This is a genomic window from Nocardia sp. NPDC050799, assembly GCF_040654015.1.
Taxonomy (GTDB): domain Bacteria; phylum Actinomycetota; class Actinomycetes; order Mycobacteriales; family Mycobacteriaceae; genus Nocardia.
This window is the reverse complement of the sequence record NZ_JBFAHF010000001.1, coordinates 427,953-450,102: the sequence shown is the minus strand read 5'-3', so window position 1 is coordinate 450,102 and position 22,150 is coordinate 427,953. Positions and strand designations below refer to the sequence as shown.

At 68.3% G+C, this 22,150-nt stretch carries 25 protein-coding genes and 1 pseudogene; 12 read left to right on the top strand and 14 right to left on the bottom strand.

The window, feature by feature from the left end:
• Window positions 1-33: 33 nt before the first annotated feature.
• Window positions 34-357 (bottom strand): hypothetical protein, encoded by a 324-nt coding sequence (locus tag AB0H42_RS02080; protein ID WP_357048391.1) that lies wholly within the window; start codon window positions 355-357, stop codon window positions 34-36.
• Between the two features lie 184 nt (window positions 358-541).
• Window positions 542-1,162 (bottom strand): TetR/AcrR family transcriptional regulator, encoded by a 621-nt coding sequence (locus tag AB0H42_RS02075; RefSeq protein WP_357048388.1) that lies wholly within the window; start codon window positions 1,160-1,162, stop codon window positions 542-544.
• A 172-nt stretch (window positions 1,163-1,334) separates the two neighbouring features.
• Between AB0H42_RS02075 and AB0H42_RS02070 the strand changes: the two genes are divergently transcribed.
• A complete protein-coding gene (locus tag AB0H42_RS02070) occupies window positions 1,335-2,360 on the top strand; it encodes a Rieske 2Fe-2S domain-containing protein (protein ID WP_357048385.1) in 1,026 nt (341 codons plus the stop codon).
• A 49-nt stretch (window positions 2,361-2,409) separates the two neighbouring features.
• Window positions 2,410-3,495 carry a dihydrodipicolinate reductase gene (locus tag AB0H42_RS02065; RefSeq protein ID WP_357048382.1) on the top strand — a complete coding sequence of 362 codons (1,086 nt, stop codon included), beginning with the start codon at window positions 2,410-2,412 and terminating at the stop codon, window positions 3,493-3,495.
• A gap of 9 nt (window positions 3,496-3,504) precedes the next feature.
• Here AB0H42_RS02065 and AB0H42_RS02060 read toward each other — a convergent pair whose 3' ends face one another.
• The 4 genes from AB0H42_RS02060 to AB0H42_RS02045 all read right to left on the bottom strand — a co-directional run bounded on the left by AB0H42_RS02060 (window position 3,505) and on the right by AB0H42_RS02045 (window position 5,340).
• Window positions 3,505-3,675 (bottom strand): hypothetical protein, encoded by a 171-nt coding sequence (locus tag AB0H42_RS02060; RefSeq protein WP_357048379.1) that lies wholly within the window; start codon window positions 3,673-3,675, stop codon window positions 3,505-3,507.
• A 253-nt stretch (window positions 3,676-3,928) separates the two neighbouring features.
• Window positions 3,929-4,291, bottom strand: coding sequence for a fluoride efflux transporter CrcB (gene crcB / locus AB0H42_RS02055; protein ID WP_357048376.1), 363 nt, complete (start codon window positions 4,289-4,291; stop codon window positions 3,929-3,931).
• Complete coding sequence (locus tag AB0H42_RS02050; RefSeq protein ID WP_357048373.1) at window positions 4,288-4,779, bottom strand: CrcB family protein; 492 nt, start codon at window positions 4,777-4,779, stop codon at window positions 4,288-4,290. The genes crcB and AB0H42_RS02050 overlap by 4 nt, the downstream gene beginning before the upstream one ends.
• 51 nt (window positions 4,780-4,830) lie before the next feature.
• Window positions 4,831-5,340: a nuclear transport factor 2 family protein gene (locus AB0H42_RS02045; protein ID WP_357048370.1), complete on the bottom strand. Its 510-nt coding sequence runs from the start codon at window positions 5,338-5,340 to the stop codon at window positions 4,831-4,833.
• Window positions 5,341-5,741: 401 nt separating this feature from the next.
• Here AB0H42_RS02045 and AB0H42_RS02040 point away from each other — a divergent pair, with 401 nt between their 5' ends.
• Both AB0H42_RS02040 and AB0H42_RS02035 read left to right on the top strand, forming a co-directional pair.
• On the top strand, window positions 5,742-6,185 hold the full coding sequence (locus AB0H42_RS02040; RefSeq protein ID WP_357048368.1) for a MarR family winged helix-turn-helix transcriptional regulator: 444 nt from the start codon (window positions 5,742-5,744) through the stop codon (window positions 6,183-6,185).
• Between the two features lie 113 nt (window positions 6,186-6,298).
• Window positions 6,299-7,306 (top strand): nitronate monooxygenase, encoded by a 1,008-nt coding sequence (locus AB0H42_RS02035; RefSeq protein WP_357048365.1) that lies wholly within the window; start codon window positions 6,299-6,301, stop codon window positions 7,304-7,306.
• A 6-nt stretch (window positions 7,307-7,312) separates the two neighbouring features.
• Here the strand turns inward: AB0H42_RS02035 and AB0H42_RS02030 are convergent, their stop codons facing one another.
• The 4 genes from AB0H42_RS02030 to AB0H42_RS02015 are packed head-to-tail and all read right to left on the bottom strand — an operon-like array spanning window position 7,313 to window position 10,855.
• The gene (locus AB0H42_RS02030) at window positions 7,313-7,930 is read right to left on the bottom strand and encodes a response regulator transcription factor (RefSeq protein WP_357048363.1); all 618 of its coding nucleotides are present in this window, start codon (window positions 7,928-7,930) and stop codon (window positions 7,313-7,315) included.
• A complete protein-coding gene (locus tag AB0H42_RS02025; protein WP_357048360.1) occupies window positions 7,927-9,069 on the bottom strand; it encodes a histidine kinase in 1,143 nt (380 codons plus the stop codon). Before AB0H42_RS02025 ends, AB0H42_RS02030 begins: the two co-directional genes overlap by 4 nt.
• The gene (locus AB0H42_RS02020; RefSeq protein WP_357048357.1) at window positions 9,066-9,878 is read right to left on the bottom strand and encodes an ABC transporter permease; all 813 of its coding nucleotides are present in this window, start codon (window positions 9,876-9,878) and stop codon (window positions 9,066-9,068) included. The genes AB0H42_RS02025 and AB0H42_RS02020 overlap by 4 nt, the downstream gene beginning before the upstream one ends.
• Complete coding sequence (locus tag AB0H42_RS02015) at window positions 9,875-10,855, bottom strand: ABC transporter ATP-binding protein (protein ID WP_357048354.1); 981 nt, start codon at window positions 10,853-10,855, stop codon at window positions 9,875-9,877. Before AB0H42_RS02015 ends, AB0H42_RS02020 begins: the two co-directional genes overlap by 4 nt.
• A gap of 657 nt (window positions 10,856-11,512) precedes the next feature.
• On the opposite strand from AB0H42_RS02015, the gene AB0H42_RS02010 reads away from it, so the two are divergent.
• Window positions 11,513-12,406 (top strand): class I SAM-dependent methyltransferase, encoded by an 894-nt coding sequence (locus AB0H42_RS02010; RefSeq protein WP_357048351.1) that lies wholly within the window; start codon window positions 11,513-11,515, stop codon window positions 12,404-12,406.
• 5 nt (window positions 12,407-12,411) lie between these two features.
• Here the strand turns inward: AB0H42_RS02010 and AB0H42_RS02005 are convergent, their stop codons facing one another.
• Window positions 12,412-13,287: a phytanoyl-CoA dioxygenase family protein gene (locus tag AB0H42_RS02005; protein WP_357048348.1), complete on the bottom strand. Its 876-nt coding sequence runs from the start codon at window positions 13,285-13,287 to the stop codon at window positions 12,412-12,414.
• A 354-nt stretch (window positions 13,288-13,641) separates the two neighbouring features.
• Between AB0H42_RS02005 and AB0H42_RS02000 the strand changes: the two genes are divergently transcribed.
• Window positions 13,642-13,824, top strand: a complete 183-nt coding sequence (locus AB0H42_RS02000; RefSeq protein WP_357048345.1) for a hypothetical protein — start codon at window positions 13,642-13,644, stop codon at window positions 13,822-13,824.
• 21 nt (window positions 13,825-13,845) lie between these two features.
• On the opposite strand, the gene AB0H42_RS01995 is transcribed toward AB0H42_RS02000, so the two are convergent.
• Window positions 13,846-14,808: a ferritin-like domain-containing protein gene (locus AB0H42_RS01995; RefSeq protein ID WP_357048342.1), complete on the bottom strand. Its 963-nt coding sequence runs from the start codon at window positions 14,806-14,808 to the stop codon at window positions 13,846-13,848.
• Window positions 14,809-15,064: 256 nt separating this feature from the next.
• Here AB0H42_RS01995 and AB0H42_RS01990 point away from each other — a divergent pair, with 256 nt between their 5' ends.
• Window positions 15,065-15,502 carry a hypothetical protein gene (locus AB0H42_RS01990; protein ID WP_357048340.1) on the top strand — a complete coding sequence of 146 codons (438 nt, stop codon included), beginning with the start codon at window positions 15,065-15,067 and terminating at the stop codon, window positions 15,500-15,502.
• Here AB0H42_RS01990 and AB0H42_RS01985 read toward each other — a convergent pair.
• Window positions 15,486-16,073, bottom strand: coding sequence for a hypothetical protein (locus tag AB0H42_RS01985; protein ID WP_357048337.1), 588 nt, complete (start codon window positions 16,071-16,073; stop codon window positions 15,486-15,488). The two genes, AB0H42_RS01990 and AB0H42_RS01985, sit on opposite strands and share 17 nt — an antisense overlap.
• Complete coding sequence (locus AB0H42_RS01980) at window positions 16,048-16,542, bottom strand: hypothetical protein (protein WP_357048334.1); 495 nt, start codon at window positions 16,540-16,542, stop codon at window positions 16,048-16,050. Before AB0H42_RS01980 ends, AB0H42_RS01985 begins: the two co-directional genes overlap by 26 nt.
• Before the next feature lie 97 nt (window positions 16,543-16,639).
• Here AB0H42_RS01980 and AB0H42_RS01975 point away from each other — a divergent pair, with 97 nt between their 5' ends.
• From AB0H42_RS01975 to AB0H42_RS01955, 5 genes and pseudogenes are all read left to right on the top strand, one after another.
• Window positions 16,640-18,175 carry a helix-turn-helix domain-containing protein gene (locus tag AB0H42_RS01975; RefSeq protein WP_357048331.1) on the top strand — a complete coding sequence of 512 codons (1,536 nt, stop codon included), beginning with the start codon at window positions 16,640-16,642 and terminating at the stop codon, window positions 18,173-18,175.
• Window positions 18,176-18,505: 330 nt separating this feature from the next.
• Complete coding sequence (locus AB0H42_RS01970) at window positions 18,506-18,982, top strand: GreA/GreB family elongation factor (RefSeq protein WP_357048328.1); 477 nt, start codon at window positions 18,506-18,508, stop codon at window positions 18,980-18,982.
• Between the two features lie 29 nt (window positions 18,983-19,011).
• Entirely contained in the window at window positions 19,012-19,488 is a 477-nt protein-coding gene (locus tag AB0H42_RS01965; protein WP_357048325.1) for a hypothetical protein, read from the top strand.
• 175 nt (window positions 19,489-19,663) lie between these two features.
• Window positions 19,664-19,899, top strand: a pseudogene (locus AB0H42_RS01960) (hemin transporter); the annotation flags it as partial.
• A 474-nt stretch (window positions 19,900-20,373) separates the two neighbouring features.
• Window positions 20,374-21,903 (top strand): hypothetical protein, encoded by a 1,530-nt coding sequence (locus tag AB0H42_RS01955; RefSeq protein WP_357048322.1) that lies wholly within the window; start codon window positions 20,374-20,376, stop codon window positions 21,901-21,903.
• Window positions 21,904-22,150: the final 247 nt, after the last annotated feature.

Genomic DNA, 22,150 nt, shown 5'->3' with positions numbered 1-22,150 from the left:
GAGCCCGAGTATTCACTAAAGTGAATATTCAAGTCAAGGAATATTTTTCTCCTCCCCGGCTTTCCGCAAGACAGCGGCCGCGGTCTGCGCGAACTCCCGCACCCGCCGCACCCGCCGCGCCCACCGGTTATCCGGCACCACGACGTAGTTCTCGGAGGTTCGGCGTCCATCACCTGCCGGTAGATCACGGTCGGGCCGCGAGTACGACTGCGCAACCCCGCGGCACCACCGCTCCACCCCGCGGTCGGCCTCCCGCACCCGCCGGACAGCGGAATGGATGGTGGTGAACAGCCCTCGGGCCTCCTCGTACAGAGTGATGCACAGCGGTTCTCGCTCCCGCCGTGCTTGCCTGATCACGGCCGGTCGTTCGGTGGGCGGACCCGTGCACCGCACCCGCCTGGCTGCCGACGGGCCGCCGGGCACGCGGGTTCCCCACGCCCCGTCTCACGACGACCGGAGACACCGCCGCGCGCCTCGATCCGCAAACGCCGGTCGATGCGGCCCGAACCGGCCGCCCCGAAGGTGTGGCGCCGGGCGGCGTTCAGGGGCGCTCCAAGTAGGCGACTATGCCGCCGATCAGTGCTTTCAGTGCGTCGTCGAGATCGCCGTAGGTACCCAGGGTGCGTTCGGAGGTGATCCCGCGCATCGCCGCCGGGATGAGGGCGGCCACCTGCCGCACCTTGTCCGGGTCGAGCTCCATATCGGCGAATGCGCGCTGACAGGCCTTGTCCCAGTTCGGTTTCCACGATGCCAGTTCCGCGGCGGTGCGCGGATAGTCGCGCTCGAGTTCGGTGTGCTCGCGCGGCAGGGCGGCGCGCAGTGTTTCGATGGCCAGCGATTCCGGTCTGCGCAGCCCGCCGGCCATGGCGTCGATCATGGCGGCCACCCGCTCATGCAGGGTGCCGCCCGGTTTGATCCCGGCGGGCAGGTCTCCGCGCTTGTCCGCGGTGTACCGCAGGACCGCCGCCCACAGGCCGTCGATATCGCCGAACTGGTACTTGATCACTCCCCAGGTGGCGCCGATATCGCGGGCGATCCGGTTACCGGAGACCGCCGCGGGATCACCGGTGGCCAGTGAGGCGATCGCCGCCTCGAGCATGCTCTCCCGGGATTGGATCCCGCGCCTGTTCGCTCGTCTCCCACCCACCGCCGCTTCCGTCACGATGGACGACTTTACCCGCCCTGAGCAGGGTGATCCAGTTTCACACAACCCTCTTGCATTCTTTCGAAGAGGATTCTATGCTCGGAACGCCACGTGACCGGCGTCATATACCGACGCACGTACGGTGCCGTGGCCGCCGCCCGCTGAAGCCCTCGATGCCTGGAGGATCGCGATGGCAAAACCACCACTACCGATGGAGCCGACGGGCTGGTTCCAGGTGGCCTGGTGCCGCGAGATCGGCGTCGGCGCGGTACACCGGATGAAGTACTTCGGCCGCGAAATGGTGGCCTGGCGATCGGCTTCGGGGCAGGTCACCGTATTCGACGCCTATTGCGAGCATCTGGGCGCGCATCTCGGCTACGGCGGCCGGGTGGAGGGCGAGAACCTCGTCTGCCCGTTCCACGGCTGGGAGTGGAATCGCGAGGGACGCAATGTGTGTATCCCCTACGAGAGCCACCCGAACAAGGGCCGCCGCATCCGCAGCTACCCGGTGGTGGAGCGCAACGAAGGCGTCTGGATCTGGTATGACATCGAAGGCCGGGCACCGCATTTCGAGGTTCCCGATATCTTCACCGCCTTCGACGACGGCAAAACCGCCGCGGACTACTACCCGCCGGTGCCCGCGGCCACGCTGTACCGGCCCGGGCTCGAGCTGCACCCGCAGTACGTCATGGAAAACGGTGTCGATTTCGCGCATTTCAAGTATGTGCACAAGACCCCGTTCGTGCCGGAGTTCACCCGCCACGATTTCTCCGGCCCCGTCTCCTACGTCGATTTCACCATCGCCTTCGACGAGGGCGTGACCGAAGACCAGGTCAACAGTGGTGTCGAATCGATCAACGCCGGACTCGGATGTTCGATCACCAAGAGCTGGGGCATGATCGACAACCGCACCATGCCCGCGGTCACCCCGGTCGACGAGCGCACCTCCGACGTCCGGTTCACCGTGTGGATCGGCCGCAAACCCGGCGACGAGAGGCCGGAGATCACCGCCTACGGCACGGCGATGGCCGGTTTCGTGATCGAGCAGTTCGAAGCCGATATCCACATCTGGGCACATCAGCGCTACTCCGACCCGCCCGCGCTGTCGCGTAAGGAATACGCGGGCTTCCGGGCACTGCGCGAATGGGCCCGGCAGTTCTACCCGGACACCGGCGCGACCGAACCCGCGCCGAACGCGCCCGCGGCCGGTGCATGACCGCGGACCCGAACCAGCAGCCTCAACCCGCAGACAGAAAGGCCCACCCATGAGCACCTCCGGCAAGATCCGGGTATTCCAGGTCGCGACCGGCAACCTCGGCACCGAGATGATCGGCCGCATCCGCGACCACCCGGATCTCGAACTCGTCGGGCTGCACTGCTACACCCCGGACAAGATCGGCCGGGACGCCGGCGAGATCGTCGGCATCGGGCCGATCGGGGTGACGGCGACCGGTACGGTCGAGCAGATCCTCGACGCGCGGCCCGATGTCCTCACCTTTCACGGCGTCTTCCCCGACGAGGATCTCTACGAGAAGGTGCTGGAGGCGGGCATCAATGTGGTGACCACCGCGGACTGGATCACCGGATTTCACCGCGACACCAACCACTCCCACCCGTCGGGGCGCAAGGTCAGCGAGATCATCGGGGCCGCGTGCGTGCGCGGGAATTCCACCTTCTATGGCACGGGTATGAATCCGGGCCTGGCCCAGATCCTCGGGATCGTGCACACCGCCGACGTCGCCGCGATCGAGAACATCACCGTCACCGAATCGGTGGACGTCTCCTGTCACCATTCCGTCGACACCTGGAAAGCAGTCGGATACGGCCGCCCGGTCGACGATCCGACCATCCCGGACTCGTTGCACAAGTACACCGCGGTCTTCGCCGATTCGGTCTACCTGATGGCCGACGCCTTCGACCTCGAACTGGACGAGGTCACCTTCCGCTACGAGCTCGGCGCCTGCACGAAGGATGTCGATCTGGGCTGGTATTTCCTGCCCAAGGGCTCACTCGGCGCCAACTACATCAAATATCAGGGTGTGGTCGACGGGGTGCCGCGGGTGGAAACCCATCTCGAATGGCAGATGACCCCGCACACCGACCCCGCGTGGAATATCAAAGGTTGCTACATCACCCAGATCACCGGCGATCCCAGCATCTACAGCAAACATATGATCTTCCCCCGGAAAGGCTTCGACCTGTCGAATCCGGAGAATTTCGCCTCGATCGGGATGACCGTCACCGGATTGCCGGCCCTCAACTCCCTGCGATCCGTTGTCGCCGCGCGTCCGGGCATCATCACCAGCGCAGATCTCCCGCTGCGCGCGTTCGCCGGCCGTTTCGCTCGCTGAGCGGCGCGCTCACCGGGCGACCACCCACCAGCGACCATGCAGCGGCACCGTGTCCCCGGCCGGGACGACCAGACCGGCCATCGCGGGGTCGGCGGCCGCCACCCGCGGGGCAAATTCGCCACCCACACTATGGCCGACCACGAAGACGCGATCGGCGTCGAGATCCGGGAGGTCGCGCATACCCCACCGCCGCCACGGCGTGTGGGACGTATCCGTCGGTGGGTGTGAAACCGGCCGTCGCGGCAACCGCCTCGGGTTGGGTGTAGGTGACCTTGTCGAACCGCAGCACCGCCACCCACGACCGGCCGGCCCCCACGCGATGTCCTTCAGGTTCTTGTTCGGTCCGGCGGTGCTGTCCCGGTCGAACGGTCCGCCGCCGGCGAGCAGATACCACCGCCGGGAACGGACCCGCACCGCGCGGCGGATCAACGATTCAGCGGAAGAGCGCGTGGCAGGCGGCGTAGCCCAGTGTCGCCGCGATCAACCCGATGGCGACGCTGAAGGCGGCGTAGCCGATCGCGTGCCGGTAGGCGCGCTGTTCGGTCAGTCGCACAGTCTCGTAGGCGAAAGTGCTGTAGGTGGTGAAGGCGCCGCAGAATCCGGTGCCCGCGAGCACCGTCCACGCGGCCGGTAGCCCCGCGCCGGTGAGACACCCCAGGACGAGAGATCCGGATATGTTGACCACGAAGGTTCCCCACGGGAACCGGCCGTCGTGCCGCGCCTGGACGAATCGGTCCAGCAGGTAGCGCAGCGGCGCGCCGACCGCGGCCCCGGCGATCACCAGCAGCACGTTCATCGTGCCCCTCCCCGCCCGGCGCGCCGGGTGAGGCCGACACCCAGCGCGCAGGCCGCTACCGCCGCGAACAGGGTCGACGCCAGATATACGGCACCGATCACGGCGGAGCCCGGCTCGAGCAGAGCCCGGATATCGTTGGCGTAGGTGGAGAACGTGGTGAACCCGCCCAGTACGCCGACCCCGAGAAACGGGCGTGCCAGCGGATGCGCCGGCCGCAGTTCGGTGATCACCACCATCAGCGCACCGAGCAGGAAACTGCCGCCGGCGTTGATGACGAACACGGCCCACGGAAACCCTCCGGCCGGTGTGGGCCAGCGGAGTGTCAGACCATAGCGGCCCAGCGCGCCCAGCGCCCCGCCGGCAGCAATAACCGCGAGAATCGCGCCATGCGACGCGGCGAGTTCGGCGCGCTGAGGCGGATCCCGCAGATCGACATCCGGATCCATGGGCAGAAACGGTCCGTGAATCGGTTGCGGATCATCGGGCACAGCGGTCTCCTACTCCGGAGCCGTCCGGACCGGACGCGGCCGAGCCGGGCGTCACGAGGCCGCGTACCAGCCGATCCGGCACGTGTCGTCGACGGGCCGGGTGATGGACCAGAGGCGGCGGAACCGGGAGGCCGCGATCTTCCAGCGGCCGTCCTCGAGGACATAGGAGTCCTCGTATTCGCCGGTCGACAGCGTATCGGTGTGGTCGAGCAGGTTCACTTGACGGAACTGCATGGTCCACTGCCCGGCGGCGGTACCGTCGGCGTGCACGGTGATATCGGGGTGCATACCGTGGTGCATATCGAGCACCACGTGTTTCTCGTCGACCCGCCGCAGGGCGATGGATTCGAAGACCGCGGCCATTCCGTCCGCGTCCGAAACCCCCAGCTCGCCGTAGTCGAGGACGGCACCCTCGGTAATGAAACACGCCCGGAAACGTGCGGGGTCCTTGGCATCGCAGGCGCGGAAGTAGCGGTGTTTGAGCGCCTTGATCGCCTCGATCGCTTCCAGCACGGTGAGGCGATGGGCCGGGTCGGCCTCGGGTGACGGTGATCCGGACATACGGCCTCCTCGTTCGGCGGCCGGTATCCGTTGCGCTACGCCGGCCCCGGCCGAACCGGCTCGTATCGCATCACATCACATCACCACCGCACGCGGACGGCCCGGCTCACCGAAGTCATCACCCGCAGTTCTATCGAGGAGTGCCGATCCTCGCCGGGCCGCCGTCGCGCTTCCGACGAGATGCCCACCAGGCGGATCGGTGCCTCGTCGATCGGGCCGCCGGACAAAGGTTCGTCGCGACGGCATATGAGCCGGCCGGACGACCGCCGGTGCGCGTTGCTGCTCGCGGTTGTGCGGTGTCGTCACCAGCACGGGGCCCGCACCGGTCGCTGTCCGCTGACCCGGCATGGCAAACGTGCCTGCCGGCCGGGGCACCGGCGGCGGTGCGCGACACTGGATCGGTGAGTACCGACAACGGCCCGACACCCCCGCCGGCCAGCGCCTCGATCATCGTGCTGACACTGGCGCGGCGAGTGGAGACCGAACTCAACGCCGCCTTGGCAGCGCTGGATCTGACCGTCGGCCGCCTGGGTCTGCTCGGCCATATCTCCGGAGTCCCGGGGGCGTCGTTCTCGGAGCTGGCGCGGATGTCGGGAATCAGTGTGCAGAGCGTGCATACGGCGGTGAAGGCCCTGGTCGGCGCCGGACTGGTCCACGACCGTACGGCCCGCGCCGGGTCGGCATCGGCGATCGAACTCACTGCCGAAGGAATTCGTCTGCTCCGGACCGCCCAGCAAGTGGTCACCGAGGTCGACGAACGCCTGTTCGGAGCCGCGGCCGACCCGGTACAACGCCGGATCGGCGCGGCCGTGGTGGATGCGTTCACCGGCGGAGCCACCCCCTGAACAACGCTGCCACCACCGAGACGGCGGCGCACCGCGGCCGGCCGGGGCGTGGGCTCCCGTAATGTCGCCTCCACGCGGGGCGTCTGGGCGCCCGGACGAGAAGGAGGCTCTGGGTGCCGGGAACACCGTGGTCGCGCCGGATGGGTTTATCGGTCCCGATCGTGAACGCCCCGATGGGTGGAGTGGCCGGGGGACGGCTCGCGGCCGCCGTCTCCGCGGCCGGCGGGCTCGGAATGATCGGCATGGGCAGCACCGGCTCGGCCGAGGCGTTGGAATACGAACTCACCCAACTCGATCCGGCGCCCACGGTGTTCGGTATCGGCATGGTCGGCTGGGTGCTCGAGCGCGAGCCCGCCCTTTTGGATGCGGCCCTGGCCGCGCGGCCGGCGCTCGTCTCGGTCGGTTTCACCGAGGAATGGGCCTGGGTCGACCGGGTCCACGCGGCGGGGGCGGCGGCGGTCACCCAGGTCTACGACGCGGACCATGCCCGCCGGGCCGTGGCGGCGGGGGTGGATGTCCTGGTCGCGCGTGGCAGCGAGGGCGGCGGCCACGGCGAAACCCGGTTGGGCACACTCGCGGTACTGGACGCGGTACTCGACGCGGTCACCGTTCCCGTCCTCGCTGCCGGTGGTATCGCCACCGCCCGGGGTCTGGCGGCCGTGCTCGCGGCGGGGGCGGCCGGCGCCTGGCTCGGCACCTGCCTGTCGGCCTGCCCGGAAGCGCTCACTCCCGAACCCGCTCGCGCCGCGCTGGTGCGCGCCCGGGCCACCGATACGGTGGTCACCCGGGTCTTCGATCTGGGGCAGCGGCTCCCCTGGCCGGACCGCTATCCCGCCCGCGTACTGGCCAACGAGACCACCCGGCACTGGGCGGAGCGGGAGGCCGCGTTGTCCGGGGACGGTGCGGCCCGCGACGAGGTGGCAGCGGCCGCCGCCACCGGGGACCCCCGACGCGCCCCTGTCGACGCCGGTGAGGGCGTCGGTGCCCTCACCCACAGTCTCCCGGCCGGTACGGTGATCGCCGCGCTGTGCGACGGAGCCGATCGTCTGTTGGGCCGGTGGACCGGCGGCACCGCGACCGCGGCGGACAGCGGCACGGCGCTCGGGCCGGGGCGCGGCTGACGCTCGTCAGATCCAGCCCTTCTCCCGCGCTCTGAGGGCCGCCTCGTACCGGTTGGAGACCCCGAGCTTGGCCATTGCCGCAGAGAGGTAGTTGCGGGTGGTACCCGGCGACAGGTGCGCCCGCCGGGCGATGTCCTCGACCGGCGAACCGTCGAGGGCATATTCGAGAACATCGGCCTCCCGGGCGGTGAGCACGGTGTCACCGGCGCTGATGGCTTCCGCGGCCAGTTCCGGATCGACATATCGGCCGCCACCGTGCACCGTGCGGATCACTTCGGCCAGCGTCGCCGCCGAGGTCGTCTTGGGCAGAAAACCCCGGACACCCGCGGCCAGTGCCCGTTTGAGGTAGCCGGGCCGGCCATGGCTGGTGACGATCAATGTGGCGGCGCCCGGCGTGAGCCGCTGCAACTGCGTGGCGGTCTCGATCCCGTCGATACCGGGCATCTGCAGATCGATGACCGCCACCGCGGCCGGCTCGCCCGCCGCGCGGTGCCGCCACACGGCCAGGAGTTCCTCCCCGGAGCCGACATGGTCCACGACCTCGAGATCGGCCTCGAGATCGAGCATCGTCGCAAGCGCCGCGCGGATGAGCGTTTCGTCGTCGGCGAGGAAGACAGGGATCATTGTTGCTCCCAGCGGACTTCCAGGATGAACTCGTCGGCGGTCGCGGTGACGGCGAGACTCGCGCCGACGGCCGCGAGCCGTTCCGCGAGACCACGCAGTCCCGAGTGCTGTCCCGGCGCGCCGCGCGGACGGTCGTTGCGCACCGACATACCGGCACCGCCGAATGCGAGAGTCGCCGACGTGGCCGCGGAATGCTCGACGATATTGGTTATACCCTCACGTACCACCCAGGCCGCGACCTCGTGGAATCGTGGGGGGACGGTCGCGGGGTCGCCCTCGACGCCGAGCTCACAACCCACGGCCGCGAGCAGCGAGCGCGCACCGGCCACCTCACCGAGCAGATCGATCCCGCGATAGCCCCGGACCAGTTCGCGCATCTGCCCCATCGATTCGACGGCGAGTGTGTTGACCTCGTCCATCTCATTCGCCGCCCGGTCGGTATCGCCGGATCGCGACAGCACCCCGGCGAGTTCGCTTTTCACGGCGATCGCCGAGAATCCGCGGCCGACCACATCGTGCAGGTCCCGTGCGAATCGCAATCGCTCTTGCGCCAGCCGCAGTTCGGCCTCGACGACCTTCGCGTGTTCCACTTCGTCGACGACCCGCAACCCCCACATCGTGAGCCAGACGGTGGCGATGACGAACCCGCCGGCGACGAAGGTCACCACGATCCCACTCACCACCGTCGCCGGCGACGAGCCGAACACCAACCCGGTCACCACACTCAGCGCCGGCAGAATCCACCATCGGTGCCGGAGAAACGATACGAGGGCGAACACGGCCAGCACCGCCATGTAGACGCCGGCCATCCGTGCGGGAACAACCGCGGATTCGTCGTCCGTCGTCCGGGCGACCACGGCAGCGGCGACCCATACCCCTGCCAGCGTCGCGACGGCGACCGGCAGGACCCACCCACGCGACGACCACTGCGACGATACGGCGAATTCGGCGCGGGCCTCCACCGCGAAGACCGCCGCGATACCGGCGAGCACGATTCCGGCGGCCGCCCACGGCGAGCGTGCGGTGACCGCCATGGCGGCGACCATTGCGACCAGCGCGCTCTGGAAGGTGATACCGGTGTAGAGCCGGAATTTCGTCCCCGCCGGCAGTGCGCGCCACCGCGCGGTCCAGCGGCTCACCCGCGGTCGTCCCAGCGGAAACTCCGGCGGATCAGCGCAAACGCCAGGACGGTCCATACCGCCAGTGTCGCAAACGGACGTCCCATCTCGGCAAAGGTACCTGCGAAATCACGCGCGGCACCGGAATCGGCGAGAGCCGATTCCCCGGCGATACCCAGCGACACCAGATCGGAGACGGCCGCGAACGGAGTCCAGCCGGCCAGATCCGCGAGCCGATCCGGAAGCATCGCGCGGATCGATGTCATACCCAGCATGGCGACCGTCATCACCGGCAGCGAGGTGATCTGCGCGGCCTCGGCGTTCTTGGTGAACGTACTGGTCGCCAACGCCAGGAGGGAGAACAGGACGATCCCGGCCACCAGAGCGAGCGCAATCGCCACGGGGTTGACCGGCGCGGGCGCGCCCACACCGTAGACGACCGCCGCGACCACGGCGGTGCCACCGAGGGTGACCAGCGCCCCGGGTATCGCCGGCGCGGTCTGGATCTGCCAGTCGGCGGCCTCACCCGTCCGCAGTCGTTTCAGGACGCCTTCGCCGCGGCGGGTGGTGACCATCGACAACACCGAGTAGTACTGCACGAACAAGAGGGTCACCAGCGCCAGCATTTCGAAGGTGAGCACCGCAAGATCCGCGGCGGCGGTATCGCCACGGCGGGCGATGAAGAACAGGGCCACCGGTATCCCGATCGGGAAGACCGTCGCCAGGTAGACGAGCGTTTTGTTCCGCCGGAACTGCAGGTACTCGGCCTTCGCGAGCGCGGCGAGCGGACGACGGCGGAAACCGGTGGCGGATGCGGCGGTCGTGGTCATCGGCGAGCTCCGATCAGTTCGGGGGCGGCCGCGGCGGCCGTATGGTCTGCAATATCGAGGAAAACCGTCTCCAGGGACGCGGCGCGGGCCTCCAACCCACCCAGCCGTACGCCCTGTTCGTCCGCCCAGCCGAGCAACACCGACAGATCACCCTGCAGATCGTGGGTGCTGACGGTGACCCGGGCTCCCGCCTCGATGCGGGTGGTGGACAGGGTCGGCAACGGCAGCCCCGGATGATCGAAGGCGATCCGGGCCGGATGGCCGTCGACGATCTCGCGCAGGGTCCCGGTGCGCGCCATCTCGCCCCGGTGCATGATCGCGATCCGATCGGCCAGCGCTTCCGCCTCGTCCAGATAGTGCGTGGTCAGCACCATGCTCACCCCCGCGCTCTTGAGCTCGGACAATAGTCGCCACGTCCCGCGCCGGCTTTCCGGATCGAGGCCGGTGGTCGGTTCGTCGAGGAACAGCAACCGCGGCTGCCCGAGCAGGGCACAAGCCAGATCGACCCGGCGCTGTTCACCGCCGGAGAGGGATCCGACCCGGACGTGGGCGCGAGGGATCAGACCGACCTGAGCGAGAACCGTTGCGCTGCTCACCGGATTACTGCAGGTCCCCCGCCACATCTCGAGCGTTTCGCGGACGGTGAGTTCGGCGGGCAGGCCTCCGGACTGCAGCATGATGCCGACCTGCGCACGTACCTGGTCACGGTGACGGTGTGGATCGAGGCCGAAGATCTCGACCGAACCGGCCGAGGGTTCGGCCAGTCCCTCCAAGATGTCGAGCGTCGAGGTTTTGCCCGCGCCGTTGGTGCCCAGCAGGGCGAACACCTCACCCTCGGCGACCTGTAGGTCGATACCGCGGACGGCTTCGAACGCGGTCGCTCCGGTGCCGTAGGTCCGGCGCAGACCACGCGCGACGACGATATCGTGTACCGGCCGCCCCGGCAGTTGCGGTGGATCGGGATGTGCGCTGTTCATGACTTCTACGATCATCGAGCCGGACCGGTATCTGTAGTAAGCGCAGTCACGGGATACTCGTGCATTTCTCATGGTCCGCAGATGACAAAAGTCATCACCCGACCGTTCCGGTCTCCGCCCGGGCATCGGCGGTCGACCTTCGAAAAGCCGGCCATCGAACTGTCCACTCGCCGGGCAACCGACGGTCCGCGCAGCAGCGAAGACGTAATCGATATCCACTATCCCGCAAGACAATTGGCGCGCGCAACAGCTGGACTGGCCCACCGCGCGCACGTAGAATCGACTACGGCGCCGACCCGATCCGCTCACTCCCCCGCCCGCGAACAGGAGATACCGCGAGACCGGTTGAGAGATCCTCCGCCGTACCGGCAATCTCACCCCACCGCCCCTCGGAGCTCCGGTGAGCAGCACCCGTTCCGGAACTACTCCTCGATAGGCACGGACACCGCACGCGACGGTCCCGCACCCGCCCCGAGGTCACCGGCTCCCCGGAAAGAATCCCGTACCCGACCGACCGGCTTTCGTGCCGTGTACCCCCCGGCACTGCGGCCCGGACCTCGGTCGGCGATCCACCGAGCTCGTCGATCGGCCGGCCGTACCGGACCGGAAACCCCTGCCGGAAGACACCGGCGCACCAAGAGACTTCGGAGGTCTGTGATGACATCGGATATCGGCGCACGCCAGGGCGCCTCGGCGGACGCGGTCGAACATCACTACGATATCGGGACCGACTTCTACCGGCTGTGGCTCGACTCGGGCCTGACCTACTCGTGCGCCCTGTGGGCCGACGGCGACGACCTCGACCGCGCGCAGCAGCGCAAGCTCGACTACCTGATCGAACAGGCCCGGCTCACCGGCACCGAACGGATTCTCGATATCGGCTGCGGCTGGGGCAGCCTGATGCGGGCGATCACCGACCGGCACGCACAGACCCGGGTCACCGGACTGACGCTCAGCCGCGACCAGTACCGCCACGTCCGCACTCATTCCGCGGAGCGCACCGACGTGCGCCTGGAACATTGGCAGGATCATCGGCCCGGCACCCCCTACGACACCATCTTCTGTATCGGAGCGCTCGAACATTTCGTGCGGTTCGGGCTGTCGCGCCGCGAACGCACCGCCACCTATCGGGCCTTCTTCACCTATTGCCACAGTATGGTGCGTCCCGGCGGCGGTCTGGTGGTCCAGACGATCGGTAAAGGCAACCGTCCGCTCGACCAGAACTCGATCACCGATGTGCAGTTCCTGGCCGACGAGATCTTCCCGGAGTCGGATCCACCGCGGCTCGCCGAACTCGCCCACGCGTCGGAGAAGTTGTTCGAAATCCGTTCGGTGGTCAACGACCGCCACGACTACGCGACCACCTGCGCCGAATGGTTACAGCGGCTCCGGGCCCGGCGCGCCGAGGCGGAGAAGCTGGCCGGGGCCCGGGTCACCGAGGCCTATGAACGGTACCTGGAGGCATCCATCCGGCAGTTCGAGGAGCAGCACCTGGTGCTGTATCGAATCGCGCTGCGCAAAGTGGGTGATGCCGAGGTGTCGTCCGAATAGACCGGTCACACCGGCCGGTCGAGCAGCCGTTTGGGGTGCATTCCGTCGACGGCACCCATGAACGGCGGGTGGATGCTGTATCCCAGCATCCGCCGGATGTTCTCCGATACCGTCCGCGCGGTATCCCGGCTGGTGGCCAGGGTATAGGCCTCCTGCGGGCGCAACCAGGGTTCGCAGTACTGCACGGTCACCCCCAGCCGGGCGCCGGTACTGCGATTCGCACCGCCGCCGTGCCAGAGCGTACCGAGATAGAACGCGCAGGATCCGGCCGGCATCCGCACCGCTGTCCGGACATCGGCTTCGGCGGGGCCGCGCCCGGAACCCCAGCGATGACTGCCGGGCAGCACCACCGTGCCGCCGTTGGTGTCGGTGAACGCATCGATCGCCCACATTGTCGCGGCGCTCAACGGTGGCCGGGGTCGCGGGATCGGGTAGAAACCGTCGTCGTGGTGCAGCATCTGCGCGTGTTCACCGGGGTGGATATCGATGGCCTGCAATTGCGAGAGCAGATAATTCGGCAGGAACAACCGATCGAGCAGGGCCAGCACCCGGGGATGTTCGACGAGCACGTCGCAGGCACGAGTCTTCTCGAGCAGGTTGTAGGCCCGCCGGGTTCGCTGCCCCTCGAAGGTGTTGCGGCCGGTCCGCTCGAGGAGCGGGGTGAGCGCGCCACGGAGTTGTTCGCATTCGTCGAGGGTGAGCAGGTTCTCCCAGACGACGTAGCCGTCGCGTTCGAGAGCGGACAGATCAGCGGCGACCGTGGCCGGGTCCACCGTGTCCGCGGTGGTGGTGGTCGCCGGATGACGGCGCGCCAGATCGCCGCGCAGATCGTCCAGAGAGGTGATGACATCGACCGGAGGCGGAGATTGTGCAGGGTTCACGACTGCTCCTCGAGCGATTCGGGCCCGTCGACGGACCGCACCCAATTGTGTTACCGCTCTTGAGCTTCCGCAATACCTTCGGTCCGGCCACCACAGTTGTCGCACATAGGCCCGCCGGCACCGGCCGACTGCGCGGAACCGGCCGTTACCGGTCCTCGGTGCGCACCGGCGAGCCGGGCACACGCGAGAAACCGTTCCATTCGCCCGCGACCGCCGGCCCCCAGGTCGTCGCCGTGGACGAAGCCACCGAGGATGCGTTCGCCGCGACGGAGTATCCGGACGAGCTGACCTCCACCCTGCCGCCGATGTCCACGCAGATCACCACTCCGGTACTCGTGGTCGACGGTAGCGACGATGTGCTCCCGGGTCTGTGCCGATACGGCGACTCTGCAGGCCGCCGAGGCACCGCATTTCTCCCCGGCCGCGCGGTTACGCACTTTCGTGCTGCCCGGGAGCGGGCATTCGGTGAATCTCGCCCGCAACACCGCCGCCCGTCAGGCGGCGGTGCGGGACTGGATGGAGTCGATCGCCGGCTGAGCGCCGCGGCGACCACGGCGGTCAGTTCAGACCGGCCGCTTCCTGGGCGATGACCGCGAGCCGGGTCTGCGCCGCCGAGACCACACCGTGCCGCTTCTTGTGCGCCTCCTCATAGGCGACGATCGCCCGGATATCGGCCGGGTCGGTCAGTTCCTTGACCGCGGCGACCGCCCGGCCGACATTGAGCTGGTCGTAGTCGGCGATGGGCAATTCCCCCGGTTCGAGCACACCGGTGGCCGCGCGGACCGAATGCAGCGAACCGGCGGCGGTGCCCGCACCTTCCCGGCGGGCCACCTGTTCGGCGCTCTCGAGCGCGGCATCGCGGGAAGCGGTCAGCGTCCGGGCGGCGATATCACCGGCGTGCGCACCCCGGGCCAATAGTTCACCGAGCGCGGGCGGGGTGGCCCGAACGGTGTTCAGCGCGCGGTCCACACCACGCGCAGACCAGGTGACGGGCAGATTGACCAACTTCACGGCCGTCCCGGCCGCCGCCTGTAGTGGCGTGCGGCGCAGCGCGGCCGGACCGCCGAGCGCCTCCTCGGCCAGGACAGTGGCCAGCCAGTCCACGGTCGCGGAGTGCGCCGTGATCAGTCGCTGCGCCAGCGCCGCGATATCGCTGCGCCCCGCGCTGGTCGCCAGGGCCTCGACGTACCGCGCGCGGTCGAGGAGCTGGTGTTCCAGGGTGAGATCGCCCAGCAGGGCCTCGTCGAACGGCTGCGCCTGTTCGATGAGCGCCTTCACCACGGCGGTGGCCCGGCCGAGGAAGGGGCCGATCACCTCGGGTACGCCGCCGAGTTCACGAATGGCGGCGCCGAGGGCTTCGGCACGGGCCCGGGCGTTTTCGGCGTTCTCGGACAATTCGCGGCGCACTGCCTCGGTCCGTGCCTGCCCGATACGGGTTTCCGCGATCTGGATCTCGGTATCGGTCAATTCACGGATCGCACGCAGCTGCGCCAGCAGAGTGGTGGTTTCACGCGAAGTCATACGAATATCGTTCCTCCGGTGTCGATTTTCTGGCGGGTGCCACGTTGCACCTCCCCAGCGCCTACCCGCTCTGCCGCTCGGTAATCAGCGTGATCTCCTACCCGCCTTCGGCGGCCACTGATCGCCGGTCACCCGCTCGCGGGAGCCCTCGACGAAGGGGCACCGCTCCGACGCGAGCCAGTCCTGGAAGCCGCACCGGGACACGGCGGAAAAGCGGCGCACGGTGCCGGCACCGACGGCATCAGGCTTCGCCTCGGTGCCCGACGCGGATCTCGTCGGCGTCGTCTCGGCCTTGCACGGGCCGGATCTGCGCACCTCCACCGACTTCGACCCGCTGCTCGGGCTGAGCCCGTTCGGCCTCGTCGCGGAATCACAGCCCGCGCAGCGTTGGTCGTCCACGGTCGATCTGCTGATCGGCACGAATACCGAGAAGGGCAATGCCGCCCAGAGATCCCTTCGTATTCGACTGCCTCCGGCTTCCGGGGTTGCACGGGCCGGGCGCCTTACTCGGCCCGGCCGCAGCTCCGGCACGGTTGGCCACGGAGATGCACACGGCCTGGGTCCGCTTCGCCACGACCGGCGATCCCGGATGACTGCGCCCGGCCATGGCGGGCACATCCGCCGGTTCGGCGGCGATGCCCCGGCCGGACGCCGGGCAACCGGCAACGGCCGCGCGCCTAGGGTCCGAAGGTGAGACCGAACTGCGCTCCCAGCCTGTTGAGTGCTTCGGGATCGCCGAAAACCGCTTCACCGCTGACGTCTTCGTCGAGGGGTTGCACGGAACAGAATTGTTCGACGAGGCCGGTGTGGATCCCGGTGACATAGGTGGCGAACACGAGCGCGGCCTCCAGGTCCTCGTCGTCACCGGGGTACACCGGCCACGACTCGGTCACTCCGTTGCTGTCGAACAGGAGCTCCCATTTCTCGTCGTTCTCCACCAGCCGCACGTCGGTGATGGTCACCATCCCGCGGCTGCACTCCGCGATCGACTGCAGTTCGGATTCGTACCACTCCCGACGTTCGTCACGGCTGCTCTCACCGATGTGACGGAAGGTTTTGTAGTCGAAGGTGTACCGGGTTCCCAGCTCGTCGAGGATCGCGAGCACCGCGCTCTGCTCGGTGTGCCCGTAATAGCTCAGCGGCTCGTCGAACGATTCCACCAGCTGCCTGCCCAGGAAGGTTTGCTGCGCGGGCGTTTCCGGGTCGACGAGCCCGAGCTCGACGATCAGATCCACGACCTCACGCACGGTGCGCTCGGGACTCATCGGGTCCTCCTTCGATCCGTCGCGCCCCAAGGCGGTAGCGACGGCCGAGGGTATCCCGGCCCTCCGACACTGTTCCCGGCCATCGCATTCCGGACTCCGAGACGTCCGATCCCGCCGCAGCCGGGGAACGGTCGGCAGGTTGTCGTCGGATCTCGGGCTCCGAGCCGTGGCCCCAGGCCGCATCGAATAGCCCAACCAGCATGAGCACCGCAGCACCGGCGGCCCACAGCCCCGCCACCAAAAAAGCGAGCCCGTTCGGCGCCCGTGGCCTGGGATCCCTGCCGAAAGGCGCCGTCGAGGGCAGCGAGTACGCCACCTGCGCCAAGAGGACGGCGAAGCAGCCGGCGACGGCGCGGGGTATGCGTTTTTGCCGGATTTCGTCCTTGTCGAAGGACAGGGCGTACAGTTCGGCCGCACGGGTCAACGCCCCGATGAGAGTGCGCCGCAGCGAGAGCTGGTTCGGGTCCATCGGCCGCGACCGATCCCGCCGTCGGCACAAACCCGGCATCCGGATCCCACCGCCGGCGCGGCTACGGTAACGAGACCAGGGTGGACAGGAGTCGTTCATGGTTCGGTTGGACCATCTCGTGAACGTATTGGGCGGGTACGGAGTGCGGTTGCGCTGCTGCCCGGTGTCGCGGTCGACCGTGATCCGCAGCGTCGCGATGTTCGACGCGACCGGGGCGGAAGAAGCGACCGGCGATATCCTCCTCGCCGTGGGCGCCGGTTCCGTCCGGGCGGCGGTGGCCGGGGCGCGGGCGGCGAAAGCGGTCGCGGTGCTGGTGCGCGGCGGCGCCGGCGCCGACCGCGAAGCGGCCGCGATCGGACCCGAGGACGGGGTCGCGGTGCTGGTGGTCGATCCCGCGGTGTCGTGGAGCCAGCTCGCCGGGGTGGTCTACGGGCTGGTACTGGAGGGGCGGGAAACTGCGTCCGGGCGCGGTCCTACGGATCTTTTCGCGCTGGCGGACAGCCTGGCGACCGCGGTGGACGGCGCGGTGACGATCGAGGATCCGCTGTCGCGCGTGATGGCTCATTCCACGCTGGGGCGGGTCGCCGACCGAGCCCTGCGGGAGACTGTGCTGCAACGCCGGCAACCCGCTGCCCTGCGCGAACTTTTCGAATCACGTGGTGTCCCTGCGCATCTGGCGGGCTCCGACGCACCCGTTTTCGTCGAACCGGACCCCGGGCACGGGCTCGACGGGCGGATGGTGGTCGCGGTGCGGGTGGGCCGGGAACTGCTGGGTTCGGTGTGGGTGGCCTGCACCGAACCGATGCCGGGTGCCCGACGGGCGGCACTGGCCGACGGGGCCCGGACGGTGGCCCTGCATCTGCTGCGGTCGCGGGCCAGCGCGGACCTCGAACGCCAAGTCGAATCCGAGCTGGTGATCCGGCTGCTGGAGGGCAGCCCGGATGCCACCACCGTGGTCGGCCGGCTCGGGTTGGCGTCGGCCCCTTTACGTGTCGTGGCGGTACGCGCGCAGATCGCGGCGGAACGGCATGCCGGGCTGCTGCTGGCATTCGAGCAGGCCACGTTCGGTTTCGGCTGGTCGCGGCCGGGCCGCAGCACCCTGTCGGACAACACCGTCTACACGATCCTGCCCAGCGACCGGGTGCAGACGGCACGGAAGTGGGTGACCGCGCTGCGCACGGCGCTCCCGGCCCGCGTGACACTGTCGGCCGGGATCGGCGGGCCCGCCACGGCCGCCGACCTGCCGGCCTCCCGCCAGGAGGCGGACGAGTGCCTTGCACTGCACGAACAGGGGTCGGCGGGTATCGCGTATCCGGCCTACGACGAATCGTGGGGCGAGATCCTGCTCCAGCGGTTGCGGGCGGCGGCACGGACCGGCCGGATACCGGCGCGTGGGCCGGTCGCGGAGTTACGCCGGTACGACAGCGCGCACGCCACGGACTATGTCGGGACTCTGCGGGCGTGGCTCGATGCCCAGGGCGATCCGGTGGTCGCCGCCGCCAGCCTCGGCGTCCACCCGAACACCGTCCGCAACCGGATGCGGAAAATGCGCGAGGTGGCCGTGCTCGAGCTGGACGACGCACGCACCCGGCTCGCCATGACGATCGATCTCGCGGCTTTCGAGAATGATTGAGCACCGGTTGTAGAAAACGAACAACTCATGGGGGCGAAACTGTGCCGTACAGACATGCGCCGCGCCGCCGCCCGGGCCATCATGGCTGTTACAGCGCATCGTTCGACGTGGAGGTGAGCATGGCGCGCGCAACGAGTCGGCTCGACCGCGAACGACCAGCACGGTATCGGGTGCAGAACCCGATACCCCGCTGAATCCTCGGCTATCTCCCCATCCGTGGAGCCGGTGTCGTGAGTACCCGGCTCCACGGAGTTCTGCCGTCGGGGCGGCCTCTCCTCCCCCGGCCCCGACGGCAGAACTCCTTTCCGATCGAATCCCTGTAGGACGGATATGACCAATAGCTCGCCTGTATGGCTGACACCGCACGCACACGAACAACTTCGGTCCGAACTGGCCGAACTGCTCGCCGCCGAAGCCGCCGGGCAGCCCGAGAACGCCGACCCGGAAGACCGTCTCACCGCTCGGCGCCAGCGCCTGGCTCGTATCGCGCACATCCGCGACCTGCTGAACAACGCCGTATTCGGGCAGGACCCACCGGACGACGGTATCGCCGAACCGGGGATGGTGCTCACCGTCCGCTACGACGACACCGCCGATACCGAAACATTCCTGCTCGGCAGCCGCGCCGGCGACCACGACGATCTGGAGGTCTACTCCCCCGACTCGCCCCTCGGCGCCGCGCTCGCCGGAGCCCGGCGCGGCGAACAGCGCACCTACCGCGTACCCAGCGGCACCGAGTTCCGGGTCACCCTGCTCGAGGCCGTCCCCTACGGGCACACTGTGACGAGCGCTTCTCACTCAGCATGAGGGCCGTTCGATCGAGCGCAAGGATGCAGGTGCGCACGAGTGGAATCACCCTTGTCCATATCGATTCCCCAGCGATCGTCCGGGACGACCGGACGATCGCACTGCCGGTCCGTACCTGGCTGTCCGCGGGATTCTGGGAGCTCTTCGGCCTCCCCCGTGCCGACCGGGCGCTGGCCGCGCTCTCGTTCGGCACCGCGGACGCTCCGCGCACCTACCTCGCCCGGCGCGGCGACGATCCCACGACGTGGAAACCGGCGCCGCTGCGGGTGGATGTCCCCGCCACCCTGGGTCCCGGCCCGGGAGTGCTGGAGATCTCCGGCCCGATGAAGCGGGCACGACGCCGCCTGATCGAACGGACCACCCTGGTGATCGCCCTGGCCACACCGCTCGAACGCCGGCCGGACTCGGTTCTCCCGACACAGATGTGGGAGGACGACCGGTGGCACACGACGATCCTGGTACCCGACGTCCACCCCGTGGCGCCGATACGGACGCCGCCGATTTAAGGGTACGGCGGACGTCGAAACCGATATCGGCCCGCGATGGGCATTGCCCACGAAATGCGCCGACGAATTCACGGTGACACGCGCTACATATTCCGCAGCGGCGCGCGTATTCGAATTCCCGTTGATAATCAACGCTTTCCTTTCCCTGTTTCGATTGCGTGGCAGTGCGGCATTCGAGTTCTACAAGAAGCCGTTCGCCGCCCACCCCGATCTGCTCACCGGTCTCTTCAACCGCGGCAACCAGGCGCAGGGCGCACAACAGCGGACGCGGCGCTGGCCGCGTCGATAGCCACCTTCGCCACCCGCCCGGTGGGTCCTGCGCTACCGCATCCCCGCGAGATGCTCGCGCGGATCGGGCACAAGCACGCCTCGCTGGGCATCGTCGCCGAACAGTATCCGGTGGTGCACGAGCCGGGGAGGAAAATGGAAATGCGCCCATTGCCGTCCGGGACTCGTCATCGAGTACTGCGCTTCTGCGGAGTTCCGGCGTAGCTTCGGCGAATCGAACCGGTGGAAGCTCATTCGCGAGGGAACCAGCATTGCTCTTCTTCGCGCACATCGCCTTCTCAGGACCGAGAACCCCGGTCGGCGCCGGGGAGATGATTGATATTGATAACTTTCCAGGGAGTAGCAGGAGCAAAGGGAAACGGATGATTCAACCGATTCGGGCCGATCCCGACCGGGCATGGGCACTCACGCCGGGCACGCCGGTATGAGGACGGATACGGGCGTAGGACACGGTTCGCGAAACCCGGGCGAAGGGTGGGCTCGTCCACTCTTCCGGATCGTTCAGGTGAAGACAGCACAGGTGTGGGCAGGATCTGAGCAGTGAGCGAGCGAGACAAGGAAGAAACCCGCCGGGAAGACCGGCTCCATACGAATCGTATGGCTTCCTCGACGGAGCCGCGCTCCGTGGGCGGGGCCCCGGCCCAACCAGGAGGCAAGAAGCCGGGCGTTGCGGGTGCTACACCCGGCGGCGATGCGGAAGCCGGAACCCGCGAGGCGGAGGGCGGACTCCGGGCTCACGGGGACGACGAAGCGGAAATGCTGGCGCGGCAGGCAGCCGATGGGCTGGCCGCGGCGGGACCGGCCGGATGGCAGCGGTTGCACGCGGTGTTCGCGCTGACCACCACGGCCCGAGTGGCCCAGGTGGTCTACACCGACGGTGATCGATCGGTGCGGGCAGAGCCGCCGGCGGCCGTGCTCGAACTGGTGCGTGAGCAACGGGCGCTGGTGGCCGAACGCGATGGCGAACCGTGGTGGCGGCTGCAGGTCCAGTTGAGTGCGGACGGTGACTTCGACATCGACTACGACCTCGGTGACGAGCCCTTCCCGGAAGAGCACCTTTTCGATCCCGAGGTCTATCGAGCGGACCTGGAAGAGTACCCGCGGGGCGATTTGCCGATATGGCTGGCGGCCCATATCGACCATGGGAACCGCCAGTCGCGCGCTCCTCGGAAGGCTGCCGAGTCGGCACGCATCGACCGGGCCGCGCAGGTGTGGCCGGTACTGGCAGAGAACGAGTTCCCGGACTTCCCGCAGATGTGGGCAAGGTGGGCGGTTCTTTCCGCGGCGTTTGTCGCCACCGGCTCCGAGTGGGGCCCGCGGGTTCTGCCATCGCTGGGCTGGTTCGAAAGTTCCCGACGTGGCGGTTCGACCCTGTACGTCCTACCCGGCGGACGAGCAGTGCTGTCCGGCGGTGTGTGGGAGGCACCGAATCTGGATGCGACATACAACGGTGGTGCCGAAATGCCGGATTTCTACGCCGGAGCACCCGACTGGGTTGCCGACCCGGTGTTGAATCCGCGCGCCTCCACCGGCCTCCTGTCGTTCTGCTACTGGTGGGAATCCGGGCGTTGGTACCGGGGCGAGTCTCCCGCAGCGGAGCACTGTGCCACCGCGGTACCCGGCGTGTGGACCGCCGAGACCGTTGCCGGGATCGTCGCGGGCGTGGCGGCCGATTACCCGGGCACGGAGCACCGCGCGGCCGCAGCGGCTCTGGTGTCGGCCGCCGAAGCCGGTCTGGTCACCCGGGAAACCGTGACCGATGTCTTCGCCGATGACGGCCGCTACGATATCGACGGTGCCATGTACCAGCTGTCGCTGGCGGGCGTGGTGCTGCGGGTACCCGAGCGGATGACCGCCGACGAAGCGATCTTCCGGGTCCGGCATTACATCCTCGGCCGGGAGCTGGACACCACCGGGTATCCGCTGGACGAGCTTGTGGCGGATCGGATCGGGGTCGGCTGGATGGTGTACGTCCCGGTTCCGGCCGGTGAGATCGCGATAGGACGAGCGATTTTCTACATCGCCGATGACGGGGTATTGGAGCATTCTTCGTCGTCGGTGGCACCGACCACTTTCGTGAAGAGCTTCCAAGAGCGTTATCAGCAGCGCCGGAAGGCACGGACGTGAGTACGACGGTGCCTACTGATCGCTGTGCCCGGAGATGAAACTATGGACACGATGACCTCGGCTGCCTGTATCCTGCTGCTGAGCGGCTCGGCGAACCCCATCAGGAGAAGCAGTTCCGGCTCGCTGGTGCCATGGTGCCGCACAGGTGGCAGCCGAGCCGATACACCGGCCGGGCCGCGGGATACCGTGCGGGCCGATCGCCCGCGCACTGGTTGGCGCTGTGGCGACCTCCGCTGGAAAAGGAATA

Coding starts and splice junctions, on each gene's coding strand:
- AB0H42_RS02070 (WP_357048385.1), top strand. CDS start 1,335: ATGGCAAAACCACCACTACCGATGGAGCCGACGGGCTGGTTCCAGGTG.
- AB0H42_RS02065 (WP_357048382.1), top strand. CDS start 2,410: ATGAGCACCTCCGGCAAGATCCGGGTATTCCAGGTCGCGACCGGCAAC.
- AB0H42_RS02060 (WP_357048379.1), bottom strand. CDS start 3,675: ATGCGCGACCTCCCGGATCTCGACGCCGATCGCGTCTTCGTGGTCGGC.
- crcB (WP_357048376.1), bottom strand. CDS start 4,291: ATGAACGTGCTGCTGGTGATCGCCGGGGCCGCGGTCGGCGCGCCGCTG.
- AB0H42_RS02045 (WP_357048370.1), bottom strand. CDS start 5,340: ATGTCCGGATCACCGTCACCCGAGGCCGACCCGGCCCATCGCCTCACC.
- AB0H42_RS02030 (WP_357048363.1), bottom strand. CDS start 7,930: ATGATCCCTGTCTTCCTCGCCGACGACGAAACGCTCATCCGCGCGGCG.
- AB0H42_RS02020 (WP_357048357.1), bottom strand. CDS start 9,878: ATGACCACGACCGCCGCATCCGCCACCGGTTTCCGCCGTCGTCCGCTC.
- AB0H42_RS02015 (WP_357048354.1), bottom strand. CDS start 10,855: ATGAACAGCGCACATCCCGATCCACCGCAACTGCCGGGGCGGCCGGTA.
- AB0H42_RS02010 (WP_357048351.1), top strand. CDS start 11,513: ATGACATCGGATATCGGCGCACGCCAGGGCGCCTCGGCGGACGCGGTC.
- AB0H42_RS02000 (WP_357048345.1), top strand. CDS start 13,642: ATGTGCTCCCGGGTCTGTGCCGATACGGCGACTCTGCAGGCCGCCGAG.
- AB0H42_RS01995 (WP_357048342.1), bottom strand. CDS start 14,808: ATGACTTCGCGTGAAACCACCACTCTGCTGGCGCAGCTGCGTGCGATC.
- AB0H42_RS01985 (WP_357048337.1), bottom strand. CDS start 16,073: ATGAGTCCCGAGCGCACCGTGCGTGAGGTCGTGGATCTGATCGTCGAG.
- AB0H42_RS01980 (WP_357048334.1), bottom strand. CDS start 16,542: ATGGACCCGAACCAGCTCTCGCTGCGGCGCACTCTCATCGGGGCGTTG.
- AB0H42_RS01975 (WP_357048331.1), top strand. CDS start 16,640: ATGGTTCGGTTGGACCATCTCGTGAACGTATTGGGCGGGTACGGAGTG.
- AB0H42_RS01970 (WP_357048328.1), top strand. CDS start 18,506: ATGACCAATAGCTCGCCTGTATGGCTGACACCGCACGCACACGAACAA.
- AB0H42_RS01955 (WP_357048322.1), top strand. CDS start 20,374: ATGGCTTCCTCGACGGAGCCGCGCTCCGTGGGCGGGGCCCCGGCCCAA.